Origin of the sequence: Tissierella creatinophila DSM 6911, assembly GCF_001940565.1 — a bacterium.
GTDB classification, from domain to species: domain Bacteria; phylum Bacillota; class Clostridia; order Tissierellales; family Tissierellaceae; genus Tissierella_A; species Tissierella_A creatinophila.
In genome coordinates, this window is record NZ_LTDM01000032.1 from 69,794 (window position 1) to 82,346 (window position 12,553).

Here is a 12,553-nt window from a genome sequence, read left to right on the forward strand (position 1 = left end):
AATGTTATAATTGATTTATAGTTAAATTATAGGTGGTGTTATATATTGAAAATCATTAAAAGATTAGCTATATTAGTATCAGTAGTAGTTCTACTAGTATCTTCATATAGAATCGTATCATATGGATATAAGAGCGTAAACAATAAAAACTTATATAAAGACATATCTAGCATTTACACTTCTAGAGCAACAACTAGTGATGGTTTAAATTCTTTAAAAGAGATAAACAAAGATATTGTTGCGTGGATAGAAATTCCAAATACAAATATTGATTATCCAGTTGTACAGGGAAAAGATAATTCATTTTATTTAACACATGATATAAAGGGCAAAAAGTCTCCTCATGGGTCAATTTTTATGGATTATAGAAACCTAGTTGGTGAGGATAAGAGCCTTGTTATATATGGTCATCATATGAAAGATGGAACGATGTTTAAAGACCTAGTTAAATATAAGGATAAAGACTTCTTCGATAAAAACAAAGAAATTTTTGTCATTATAGATGGTAAAAAAATTGAGTATGAAATAGTTTCCGTACTCTTAACTAAGGGTGATTCAGAGTATATAGATATAGATTTTGAGAGTTCTAATGAGTTCTTAGATTATATAGAAAGAATAAAAAAAGATTCGCTTTTTTATAGAGAGATCCCTTTTGATGGAGATGAAAAACTCTTAACCTTGTCAACCTGTAGTTATGAATTTGATAATGCAAGAACTGCTATATATGCTATAAAGAAATAAAATATGGTTTAATTGAGTATTTACTCAATTAAACCATATTTTATTTTGATTCTATCTAGCTTTTCACCTATTGGTTTATTTAATAAAATCAAGAAAAATATATTAGAGACTGCATATATAATTGTAAAGGGTATAGCTGCAACTATAGCTATCTTGTATTTTTCTAATGTAAAAAGACCATCTATTGATAACACATGCCAGATGTCCATTATAAGAGAATAAAAGATACCAGCAAATATGCTATATAAGATTAAGAAGGCTTTATTTTTCATTAAATTAAACTTTGATAAAACCCCCGCTATGAATCCCAAAAGACCCCAAGCTATCATCTGAAAGGGTGTCCAAGGTCCTTGTCCAAAAAACATATTTGAAACCAATGCCGATATAGCACCAGTTAAAAATCCAGCTTCAGGACCAAAAGCTATTCCAGTGATAGCAGTGAGCGCAGTTACTGGTTTAAATCCTGGTATTGGGGCAAATATTATTCTACTTGTAACAGATATTGATGCCATTACAACTATTACCATTATTTCTCTAGCTTTAGGTCTTTTACTTTCAAATCTTATAAAAAACGGTATGCAAGATAAAAAAGCTATTATGATTGAAATAAGATTATATCTTCTATCATTGAAGAGTTTTATTCCAAATAGTAAAATTATTGGAATTACAATGGTTAAAATCAAAACTGAAAAGAAAAATCTTTTTTTATTTAATTTGTATTTTCTATTTGGATCTTCTTGCATAACTCTATCACATCCTCACTTGTAATGGCATTTTTAAATATATTTCGTGACATTTTATTTGCTGCAGTTGTATAAAAATTGTTTCCATTAAAAAAGGAATATGGGTCACCTACTGAAACCACTTCTCCATCAAAAAATAGTGCACATCTATCCGAATACTCTGCCGCAAATTCTATATCATGGCTTACCATTAAAATTGTCTTTCCTTCATCTTTTAATTCCTTTAATATATTGGCAAGTTCTATCTTTGAATATGCATCTATACCCTTTGTGGGCTCATCTAAGAGTATTATCTCAGGTTCTAAAAGAAGTATCTTAGCTAGTGCCACTTTTTGTTGCTCGCCCCCGCTTAGATCATAAGGATGCTTTTTTATAATCGTTTTTATATTTAATCTATCGATTATCTTATCTACTTTTACCTCTGCTTCTAATTTACTATAGTTCATAGTCTTTATGATTTCTTTAAATTCTTTTTCTACACTATCTGTTACAAAGGTGGTTTGAGGATCTTGTGGAAGAAGAGCTATATTATTGTGGTATAGCTCTTTAGATTTATACTTGTCTATATTTTTACCGTTTAAAATCACTTTACCTCTATAAGGTTTATTTATTCTAGAAAGTAGTGTTAAAGCTGTAGTCTTACCTGATCCATTGCCTCCTAGTATGCAAAAAATCTCTCCTCTATATACTTTAAGTGATGTTCCTGTTAATACATCTGGAAGAGTTTTATCATATCTAAAGTAAATATCTTTCATTTCTAATACAGGATTATCTTCTTCTAAAGTCTTTGACTCGATACTAATAGATAAATTCTTCTTGTTTGGAAAATTCTTTAATAACCAGCTTCTACCTTCTCTAATAGTTAAAGGGCAATCATCATCTGTGGAAAACTTATTGTAAACTCTAACAGGCGTAGGCATGGAATATAGTACTGGGTGATTCTTTATAAATTTACTTATATTTCTCGGCTTATCAAAAGCGATTAGTTTACCCTCATCTAAAACTGCTACTTTATCTGCATGTGTAAATACTTCTTCTAGCCTATGTTCTACAAGAAGTATTGTAAGAGATAGTTCTTTATTTAATTTTGCTAATGTGGATATAAAATCAGCTGCTGCAATTGGATCTAGTTGAGAAGTTGGTTCATCTAATATCAGTAGCTTTGGATTCATAACCATAATGGATGCCAAATTTAATAATTGTTTTTGGCCACCTGATAGATCCGCAGTTTTTTGTCTAAACCATTCTTCAATCCCAAAGAAGCTAGCAATCTCTGCAACTTTAAGTCTTATAACTGAAGATGGTACTCCTAGGTTTTCTAAGCCAAAGGCGAGTTCATGCCATACTTTGTCAGTTACTATTTGAGCTTCTGGGTTTTGAAGAACATAGCCTATCTCAGAAGCAGCAGTTCTCTTATCTAGAGAGTCAATACTTGTATTTTTATAAAATATATCTCCAGTTTTTACCCCATGGGGAGAAAGATCAACTTTTAGTTGCTTTAAAAGGGTGCTTTTACCACAACCCGTACTTCCACAAACTACTATAAATTCACCTTCATCTATCTTTAGTGATATATTGTCTAAAACCTTTTTATCCTCATTTGGATAAGTAAAGCTTAAATTTTTGATATCGATAAACGCCATCTAATCGTCTCCTTAAATTCTATTACTAGGGGTAGAGTCATTAATAAAAGATACGAAAAATATAAAATAAATGAAAAATATGATAGATTGATTTTACTTATATAAGGATAATAACTAAATGATATATAATTGGCCATTTCTCCATATACACATAAGGCAGATAGAAGTATAATAAAGGAAAAAAGAAAAAAATCATTTCTTTTAAATTTAAAAAGAGAATGGGATGTACGCCCTCTTAATCCATATCCCCTTGCATTCATAGAATCAGCTGTATCTATTGCATTTTCTAGTGCCCATGTAATTAATATAGATAATATTCTTATTGAACTCTTAGCCCTTTTTATTATGCTTCCAGAATGAACATACATCCCTAAAGTCTTTTGAGAGTTTGTGATTAGTTCTATCTGTCTTTTCATTCTAGGAACAGTATTTATTGTCATAGAAATAATAAGCGCTATACTTGGTGATATTTTACCAAATAGAGAGATAAATTTATCACTTGTCATAACTTCATTGTAGCAACTAAACCAAAATATAACTGTAACAATCATCCCTGCCATAGATAGACCATATATAACGGACTCTAGGGTTATAGGATTATAATTAATATAAAATAAGGGAGTTACACCTCTATGGCTAAAGATTGGATTGCTTATTGCTATAATTAGAAATAGGGGAATAGAAATTAAAATTGTTCGTTTCATATTATGAAATCCCTTTAAAAACCCTAAATATAGTATTGAAGAGGCTAATGAGATACTTAAAAAAATCGGATGCATAAAGAACATTGAAAACAATATGGTACTACAAAAATAGGTAAAGATAACTATAGGGTGATATGAGTCAAATGCTCTCATCTTATCTATTCATCCCACTTTGACCGAGATCTCTGCCTAGATTACAGGTATAATTAAAACTTATCCGATCTCCATCTTTTAATTTATATAAATTGGCTGCATATTTAGCATAATTTCCATTTACATTATACATCCAACCACTTAGCTCCCCACAGCTAAATTCATAGATATTGTTTATTCCCTTAATATAAACACTACTACCCCCTTGGTAATCTAGATGGATTCTATTTTGTCTTGTTGCTTTGACAAGTATATCAAATGCAGTTTCACCATCGTTTAATTCAAATTTACTAGTATTTAGTACAGCTCCATTTGAAGGGACAAACCTTTCACTTTGTAATTTGGAATCTAATTTATCGTAGTTTTTTAATATAGTATCTACCCTTATTTGAATAGTAACATATTTTTTTGCAGGTATAGGTTTTGGAGTTTGAACTGGTTTTGGAGTTTGAACCGGTTTTGGTGTTACAACAGGTTTTTGTGTTTCTATAGGCTTATTATCTGGTTTAGTTTGTGGTTTGGTTTGTGGTTTAGTTTCAGTTTCAGTTTTATTTTTATCAACATTATTTTTATCCGTCTCATTTTTACCATTGGTATCTTGTTTATCATTTACCTTGTTTTCATCTTTATTATCTTTATCCAATACTTCATTATTTTCCACTTTATCTTTTTTATCGTTTTCTAAAACTTTATCAATTTCTTTTATTTGTTTCTCATTTTCATCTTTCTCTTTTGGTGCATCACCTTTTACTGATGGGATGACTTCTTCTACCTTTTGTGATTTTTCATTATTATATTGTTCTACCGATTGTATTTTACATCCTGTAAATAGAACTATAGTGATAAGCAAAAATATAGATAGTCTTATAATTTTATTTTTCATTTTTATCTTCTCCTTCCTAGATATTTAGATAATTAAAAGCCAATATATATTGGCTTTTAATTATTATATCAGTTTGTTTGTTTTTTAGCTTATCTTCTTTCTTTTAGATAGAAATATAATCATAAATAAAGATGTTATAAATAATATTATCGATACAACTATTCCCTCATCTCCAGTTTTAGGACTGTTATTTGAGTTATTGCTATCTTTTATAGGTGCTTTTGTTCCTTCATTTTCTTCCTTTTCTTCTTCTTTTATTTCTTCTTCCTTTAAGAGCTTATCAATTTGAGCTTTAGCTGCTTTTAATTCATCGTAGTATTTTATATGTTTTTTATCAGAATCAGAAAGTGAGTTGTACTGTTTAATTAGATCCAACACTTTTTCTTTATGCTTTAAGCTGATATCTGATGCATTACCAGGAAGCTCCCAAATGCCATCATTTATAGCATTTATTTTGTTTTCAATCTTATCTAGAGTTTCTTTTGCTTTTAAAAGTACTAAACTATTTGTTACTTTTGACCTATACTTTTCTGGTAATTGTAAATATTTATTATAAGCTTTCATTATACTTGTTTTATCATCAAAGGTAATCTTATCTTCTTTAGGAAGTTTATTTATATCAGAAATTAAAGCTTTTACATCTTTTTCACCTACTGAAGAGAGAAAAACTTCTTTACCTAATCTATGCCAAGTAGATCTTCCGTTTTTAATATCCGCTAGGGCTACCATAGCTTGCTTTGTAGTTGGGCCTGTAATACTTGTATTTGGTTTCCATAAAAATGAACCATCATCTCTTTGATATCTTAGTAGAGCATCAACTGGTGTGTTTCCATTTTTAGCCCAAGGTCCATTTGGATTTAAGACATCTTCTCCAATAGCTACAAGCCCTTGAATTACAACTGAGATAGAGTTAGAGTTTTCTCCTTTTTCCGATCCATCATTATAGTCAAAGGAACCATTATCAGTTTGTTTTTCTTTTAAAAATCCTATTGCCTTATCTATAGCTTTATGAACATTTGCTTGATCTCTATATTCAGAGAGGGCTATTAGTGACCAACCAGTATGATCTAAATAGCTAAATGATCCAAAACTACCATCTTTATTTTGCATCTTCAATAAACCATCTATGGCTCTTTGTCTGTTTATATCATTCCAATCTCCAACATCAGCACCCATTTCTCTACCAGTATCCAATAGGAGCATTGCAAAGATGTGTTTACCTATATTGGTAAAGACTCCATCTTTTCTTTGTTGAGTAGAAAGTTCTTTAAAAAGATTTCTACCTCCCCAAATATTGGAAGGGTCTTTTCCTTTAGCCAATAAGCTATAGGCGTATGTTATTGTTTCATTTGTTGAGATATTTGACCCAAAACCTGGGTCAATAGACTCCCATTGATATTCTTTGTCTATTGTTTTATCAACACCCCAAAGACCAATATAAGCTTCCCAATCTCCATTTGGATCTAGTGGGTTATTATTCTTATAATAGTTTACAGTCTTTTCTATTGCTTTATCTACATTTGTAGAATTAGTGGCTTCTTTTGCCTTAACTACTACTTTTGTAGTTAAGGATAACTCTGTTTTAGGTTCTGTTTGAACTACTCCCTCTGGAAGAATAAAACTTGCTACCGCCTTATATTGTCCTATCTTTTCGCCAGAATAATTATCTAGAGTCCATTTTAAATCAACAATATGTTTTTTACCTCCACTATCAACTATATTAGTAGTTTTAGGAAGGCTAGATAAAACTTTTTCTTTAGTAGTTTTTAAATCTACTTCTATATCTTTTACGCCTTCTATTGATTTAATCTTATTTGACTCTACTGCACTTGCTTTGTTAACCTTTACTGATGTATAGGGTCTACTTATTATATTTTGTCCCTTAGCATTTTTCTTGCTTGCACTTATATGATATGTTCCTGTTTCTTTAAGACTTAAAGAAACTCTACCGTTGGAATCTGTTTTTAAAACTTGTCCATCTTTTTTATATTCTTTACCATCAACTAATATTGTAGCACCTTCTACTACTTTATTAGGAGTACTTTCATCAAAGCCAGCATGCCCATTTAATACTAATTCAAAATTTTTATTTTCATCTGTAATTATTGATTCTTTATCAAACCAAGAATATATGTTGTCCATAAAATCTTCTACATAAAAGACTACAACTTCTTGACCATTTTTTATCTTATAATCTCCAGCTCCTGCATCGGCATTTTTATTGTCTACGCGATACATCCACCCACTCATTTCTCCTGCTGCTAGTCCATTTATCATGGTGATATAGTTCCCATTAGAAGTTATATTAAATTTACTCTTATCTTTTGGATCAATTCCTGATTTTTCAAGTGCCTTTACTATCCCATGAATAGCTCTAAGTGAGTCATAATCACTAGCTGGTTTTTCAATTCCAGGGTATTGACTTAGATCCAAGCTATTGATATTTACAGTTATAGGCTTTACAAATGTAGAGTCTTTGCCTTCTACTCTAACCTTTACTTGATAATCAACTTCATTAGCAGCTTCTACTTTTAAGCCTGTCATAGGTGCTATAAACGAAAAAATTAAAGCAAAAACGATTATAAATGATAGACTTCTTTTTATTTTGTTGTTTGATAAATTCATTTTTCTCCTCCTAAATTTTAAATTTGGTATTAAATAAGATATTTTAATAAAGAAACTTAAAAGAGCTTATTTCCGTTAGGAAATAAGCTCTTTTAAATCATAAAAATAGATTAATACCATGTGTTAATCTAATATATTTATACCTAAAGAACTAATTCTTCCCTCCGAAGAAAATAGTGTTAATATATAAGGCAGGTTTCCTGGCTTATAGCTTATATTCTATACTCCTTCCCAGTTTCCCAGTGGTTTTATATAGACATAACTACTCACAGTAGCGGGGGCTGCAAGGGTTTCTCACCCTTTTCCCTTTTAATTCATAATTTAAATGAACACCTTAGATATCTTATTTAATTGTTTAAGTGTATATTAACATAGATTTTACAAGATTAATAGTATATTTTAAAAATGTTTAGACCTATCTCCACCAATTAATTTTAATCTTGTTCTTATCATACTTAGGTGAGCTTTTCCGATTTCTTTGATGTCGCTTCTTACTACTACACCTATATTTTTTAGATGCATTCCTATAAATACATCACCTATATCTATACCTGCCTGTACTCCTACTTTTTCAACTACTACTGGATCCTTTAGTATATCCATGGCAACGGTAGCAAATCCTCCTCCAGCACTTAGTACGGGAACTACATTTACTGGTTCTAAATTATGCATTTTAGCGTATTCTCTTTCTACAACAAGAGCCCTATTTATATGCTCGCAAGATTGAATTACTGGATAGATATCATTTTCCTGTAAAATAGCCACTATAGTCTTAATTACTATCTCTGCTACTTCAATATTTGTATGGGAACCTAGATGTTCGCCCATTATCTCACTAGTACTTCCACCTATAACCACCGCATCTTTAGCATCTAAGTTTGCAGCATTTAATAGTTCCATTGTAATTTGTCTAGTATCTTTTTCAATTTGTTTTAAATCCAAAGGTATTCACTCCTTTTTTCTTTTATAGCTATATTGTACCATATATATCCTAAATTATTGTAATTTTGTAATTATATTGTATCCTATTTCTCTTTCTATATTGTATAATAAAGGTAAAGGAGTTGATAATTATGAAAAAGTCTAAATTTAATCTTTTAAAAGTTTTTGGCTTGATAATCATCATATCTTTACTTTCAGCTTGTAGTTATCAAGAGAATCATTCAACAGGACCTTCTGCTACGGATTCAGGTAGTTTTGAAGAGGTTACTGATAGAGAAGTTGCCGATAAGGAGATGGCAAGCGATGTCGCTAAAGAAGGCTCTGGAATAGTAGAAGGAGAAAAAGTAATCTCAACTTATTTTTTAACTCTTGAAACACTCAACTTTGAAAAAACAAGGGATGAGCTAGATGCTTTAATAAAAGAGCAAAAATCTTTTATAGAAAACTCCAATATAGGATATAGAGGATTTGAATACTCTAAAAACTATAGATATGGAGACTTTTCAATAAGAGTTCCCAAGGAAAATATAGAAGAATTTAAACTCTCCCTTAAAAAAATTGGAAATATAACTAATGAAAGCAACTCTAAAGAAGATGTAACAAAATTTTATCAAGATACTAAGTCCCGCTTACAACTTGTAACTTCAAAAGAAAAAAGACTTCTAGAACTTTTAGAAAAGGCAGTAAAGATAGAAGATATAATAGCTATAGAGTCTGAACTTACTAATACTATATACGAAAAAGAAATGCTACAAAAGAGTATAAAGGAGATAGATGAAAAAATAGAATATACTACTTTAAGTTTAAGTCTTGTAGAAGTCAGAAATTTTTCAAATACGGATAAAGCAGACTCTTCACTTTTTACTCGCCTTAAAGCAGCATTTAAAGATTCATTATTTGCATTTAAAGTGGCTATAGAAAACTTTATTATATGGTTAGTCTTTGCACTTCCTTATCTTATAGTAATAGTTACTCTTGCTGTTTTAGCTATAATATTCATCAAAAGAAGAAAAAACAAATCCTATTAAAATAGGATTTGTTTTTTAAAATATTTAATATGTTTATTTTATATCATTCTCTTTTCCACGCTTAATCCATTTAGCCACTTCTACTGTCCTATTTGCTTGATGTTTTACGGCTGTTTCTACATCTTCTATCATGCCATCTTTTCCAACCGTTACAGATGTTCCATAAGGGTTTCCACCAGCTTTATATATACTATCATCCGTGTAGCCTGGGGGTACTATTATAGCTCCCCAGTGCATCATGGTAGTATAAATAGCTCTTATAGTCTCTTCTTGTCCTCCATGAGGGTTTTGCGCTGAACTCATAGCTGATACCACCTTGTCTACAAGCTTTCCTTCAGCCCAAATGCCCCCTTGCATATCCATAAATTGTTTTATCTGTGAGGCTACATTTCCAAAACGAGTAGGTGATGAGAATATAATTGCATCTGCCCAAGTAAGATCTTCTGAAGTAGCTTCTTTTATATCCTTTTCTCTTTCTACTTGTGCTTTCCATACAGGGTTGGTTTCTATCGCCTCTTCTGGTGCAAGTTCTTTTACTTTAACTAACCTTACTTCAGCACCTGAATCTTCAGCCGCTTCTTTAGCCCAATTTGCAAGTTGAAAATTTTTACCCGTCATACTATAGTAGACTATCGTAAGTTTTACATTATTCACAAAATCACTCCTTTAAATATATAAGAAAAGTTTATACTCATCTTTAACATACCCCAAAAAACAATCCTTATTCATTTATACTAATAAATAGATAAGGATTGTTTTAAACAATTTCAAGTATTAAGGTTATTATTTTTTTAATTTAACGATACTAAATTATCTTTTATATATTTTTAGCTTCCAATTCTTTTTCTATAAAATTTGCCAACATAATTTCCATCTTGGCCTCCCCTTTTATAGGGTACATTTTAGATAGCTTTTTTAGCTCTTGGAGGTATACTAGAGCACTTTCTCTTTTTTCTTTATATAGACCTTCATAAGCCATCATAACTCGCTTTTTAGATATCATAAACTTTGAAGCTTTTATATATTTTTTAAGGTTTTTACTGTATATAGTGTCTATTTTTCTCTCATCACATTCTCCAATAATCTCCAAGAATAGCTTTTCAGCTGCAAATTCCATTTTATATACTAAAATAGTATCATCTACATACTTGCTCCCAAATTCCAATACTTCTCTTGCCTTTTCAAAATCCATCTTATCTAAGTGATAATTATAAACCAAGAAAATTCTAGAAAAGTTTATAGGTCTTCTATAATCTAACCCTTCTGGAAGTTTAAGTTCCTCATATGCCATATCTTTCATTCTCATTCCTTCGGTTAAAAGTCCATTTACTTTAAGCTGAAGATGAAAAGAATCTCTTGCATGTCTATCTTTTATCATAGATATCACATTGTGTCCATCATTTGCAACTCCTCCAATTTTCATTGGAATACCATTTGTAACTACCACTATTATTCCCGCAATATTAGTTAATATAAAGATTAAATTTATAAGATTTAATTCTTTTATAGCCATTGCAATTATGATTCCTATGGCTACAAAGATTGAATTCATAAATACTCCTCCAAGATTATAGATTACAAATGGAAACTTTCCATCTTTCTTTTCCGGAGGCATCATAAGACATTGTCCAGCTGTCCCTGGTATGTTAAATCTCTTCCATTTAAACATTCCATCTTCTCTTATAAGTGTAAAAGAGCCAATTCTAAAGGATACAAATTTATAGCCTGTAAGAAGTCCAAATACTAAATGCCCTGCTTCATGGATGATTATATGAACTAAGTAACCAAGTACTATTATCAAAAGAATAAAGTATATATTAAACATTTCTCTATATATTTTATCATTATCTACATATGCTTCAAAGAAGTCTTTTAAGATACTATCTGAAAGAAAACCAAATAATGCCCCTATTCCCCCACATATAAGTACAAATAAACCATATCCTAAGTATTCATTTTTTTTGCTACTTTTTTTCATTTAACTTTCCCCTTTCTTAACCATCATAGAATGTCCTTATATTATATAAGAATAGTACCCTATCTATCTCTTTATCTTTTATATAGTCTTTTAATGGGATATTAAAGTGTCTTCCATCTATTACTATTATCCTATCAAAATGTAGCGTTAAAAATGGCACTAGGCTATTTGCGAAGCTATCCTTAACTAAGAGTAGTGTACCTTTCCCTTCTATGGATGTTTTTATATCTAGTACTGGATGATCTCCTCCTAAAAAGAAAGAATATTTATCACCTTTTTCTAAAAAACTCTCATCATATAGACTTTCTAACTCTTCTCTCTCATTTTTAATTATATTCAAACTTACATCTACTTTAGGAATAAATTTTTCTATTTTTTCGCTTTCGCCGCCATAATAATTTGATTTTCTAAATAGACTTCCTAAAAAGCCATCTGTAACCATTTCCCTCTTAAAATAGTCTATAGGGTAAGGGATAATTCATATACTTTCCATATATTCACTATATGTATAAAATGCTCCAAGACTTGTATAGTGATGATCGGTTTTATAGTATATGCTTTCTTTATTTTTAAGTCTAAGTAGATCTATAGGTGAAATAAGGTTTATCTCTTTATCCAATTTTGAATTTATTTGTTCCAAAATAAGTTCTTCATCCAATATAGGTGCTTTAGGTGGAAGCTTATCTTCTAATACAGTAGCTTTTGTAGGAACTAGCATTATATCTAAAGGAAAGCTTACTTCTCTTTTTAACTTGTTTATCTTTTCCATATTTTTTAGAAATCTTTTTCTATCTACAGGTTCTTCTACTGCAAATAGATAATCATCTTTTCCAAAATAGACTCTTCCATTATCTTTTTTAAATCCAATTAAATCTATCCTAGTTTTAAGGCTTATCCAATCATCTCTAAATATAAACTGATCTGATGAATACTTTTGAAATTTTTCATTAAACTTTCCATTTGTTATACTTTCTAAATTTAGTTCAGGAAACTTTTCTAAAAATCTATTCTCTCTATCAGAAAATGTCTTATTAGGAGATAATATATTAAAAACGCTTAAACCAAATAGTAGTACTCCAAATAAAAAAACCCTAAATTTTTCTTTCATATCTC

General features: G+C 30.2%; 10 protein-coding genes, 1 pseudogene and 1 riboswitch. Of the genes and pseudogenes, 2 read left to right on the forward strand and 9 right to left on the reverse strand.

Annotated elements, in window-relative coordinates:
• Nucleotides 1-45: 45 nt before the first annotated feature.
• Nucleotides 46-741 carry a class B sortase gene (gene srtB / locus TICRE_RS08450; RefSeq protein WP_075727079.1) on the forward strand — a complete coding sequence of 232 codons (696 nt, stop codon included), beginning with the start codon at nucleotides 46-48 and terminating at the stop codon, nucleotides 739-741.
• Between the two features lie 20 nt (nucleotides 742-761).
• Here srtB and TICRE_RS08455 read toward each other — a convergent pair whose 3' ends face one another.
• The 6 genes from TICRE_RS08455 to TICRE_RS08480 form a co-directional block, all read right to left on the reverse strand.
• The gene (locus TICRE_RS08455; RefSeq protein WP_075727081.1) at nucleotides 762-1,484 is read right to left on the reverse strand and encodes an ECF transporter S component; all 723 of its coding nucleotides are present in this window, start codon (nucleotides 1,482-1,484) and stop codon (nucleotides 762-764) included.
• The gene (locus tag TICRE_RS08460) at nucleotides 1,451-3,127 is read right to left on the reverse strand and encodes an ABC transporter ATP-binding protein (RefSeq protein ID WP_075727083.1); all 1,677 of its coding nucleotides are present in this window, start codon (nucleotides 3,125-3,127) and stop codon (nucleotides 1,451-1,453) included. The genes TICRE_RS08455 and TICRE_RS08460 overlap by 34 nt, the downstream gene beginning before the upstream one ends.
• The gene (locus TICRE_RS08465) at nucleotides 3,100-3,984 is read right to left on the reverse strand and encodes an energy-coupling factor transporter transmembrane component T (protein ID WP_075727085.1); all 885 of its coding nucleotides are present in this window, start codon (nucleotides 3,982-3,984) and stop codon (nucleotides 3,100-3,102) included. The genes TICRE_RS08460 and TICRE_RS08465 overlap by 28 nt, the downstream gene beginning before the upstream one ends.
• 1 nt (nucleotide 3,985) lies before the next feature.
• Nucleotides 3,986-4,867: a DUF4430 domain-containing protein gene (locus TICRE_RS08470; protein WP_075727087.1), complete on the reverse strand. Its 882-nt coding sequence runs from the start codon at nucleotides 4,865-4,867 to the stop codon at nucleotides 3,986-3,988.
• An 84-nt stretch (nucleotides 4,868-4,951) separates the two neighbouring features.
• On the reverse strand, nucleotides 4,952-7,492 hold the full coding sequence (locus TICRE_RS08475; RefSeq protein ID WP_075727089.1) for a DUF4430 domain-containing protein: 2,541 nt from the start codon (nucleotides 7,490-7,492) through the stop codon (nucleotides 4,952-4,954).
• Between the two features lie 173 nt (nucleotides 7,493-7,665).
• Nucleotides 7,666-7,844: riboswitch (cobalamin riboswitch) on the reverse strand.
• A gap of 47 nt (nucleotides 7,845-7,891) precedes the next feature.
• Nucleotides 7,892-8,434 carry a TIGR01440 family protein gene (locus TICRE_RS08480; protein WP_075727091.1) on the reverse strand — a complete coding sequence of 181 codons (543 nt, stop codon included), beginning with the start codon at nucleotides 8,432-8,434 and terminating at the stop codon, nucleotides 7,892-7,894.
• A gap of 131 nt (nucleotides 8,435-8,565) precedes the next feature.
• On the opposite strand from TICRE_RS08480, the gene TICRE_RS08485 reads away from it, so the two are divergent.
• Nucleotides 8,566-9,462 (forward strand): DUF4349 domain-containing protein, encoded by an 897-nt coding sequence (locus TICRE_RS08485; RefSeq protein WP_075727105.1) that lies wholly within the window; start codon nucleotides 8,566-8,568, stop codon nucleotides 9,460-9,462.
• A 33-nt stretch (nucleotides 9,463-9,495) separates the two neighbouring features.
• On the opposite strand, the gene wrbA is transcribed toward TICRE_RS08485, so the two are convergent.
• From wrbA to TICRE_RS13660, 3 genes and pseudogenes are all read right to left on the reverse strand, one after another.
• A complete protein-coding gene (gene wrbA / locus TICRE_RS08490; RefSeq protein WP_075727107.1) occupies nucleotides 9,496-10,116 on the reverse strand; it encodes an NAD(P)H:quinone oxidoreductase in 621 nt (206 codons plus the stop codon).
• 163 nt (nucleotides 10,117-10,279) lie between these two features.
• On the reverse strand, nucleotides 10,280-11,440 hold the full coding sequence (locus TICRE_RS08495) for a hypothetical protein (protein WP_075727108.1): 1,161 nt from the start codon (nucleotides 11,438-11,440) through the stop codon (nucleotides 10,280-10,282).
• A gap of 16 nt (nucleotides 11,441-11,456) precedes the next feature.
• A pseudogene (locus TICRE_RS13660) lies at nucleotides 11,457-12,548 on the reverse strand (DHHW family protein).
• Nucleotides 12,549-12,553: the final 5 nt, after the last annotated feature.

Excerpts from the sequence above, each read along its gene's own strand:
- TICRE_RS08475 (WP_075727089.1), bottom strand. The coding sequence starts at position 7,492 with ATGAATTTATCAAACAACAAAATAAAAAGAAGTCTATCATTTATAATC.
- TICRE_RS08485 (WP_075727105.1), top strand. The coding sequence starts at position 8,566 with ATGAAAAAGTCTAAATTTAATCTTTTAAAAGTTTTTGGCTTGATAATC.
- TICRE_RS08460 (WP_075727083.1), bottom strand. The coding sequence starts at position 3,127 with ATGGCGTTTATCGATATCAAAAATTTAAGCTTTACTTATCCAAATGAG.
- TICRE_RS08465 (WP_075727085.1), bottom strand. The coding sequence starts at position 3,984 with ATGAGAGCATTTGACTCATATCACCCTATAGTTATCTTTACCTATTTT.
- TICRE_RS08495 (WP_075727108.1), bottom strand. The coding sequence starts at position 11,440 with ATGAAAAAAAGTAGCAAAAAAAATGAATACTTAGGATATGGTTTATTT.
- TICRE_RS08455 (WP_075727081.1), bottom strand. The coding sequence starts at position 1,484 with ATGCAAGAAGATCCAAATAGAAAATACAAATTAAATAAAAAAAGATTT.
- TICRE_RS08470 (WP_075727087.1), bottom strand. The coding sequence starts at position 4,867 with ATGAAAAATAAAATTATAAGACTATCTATATTTTTGCTTATCACTATA.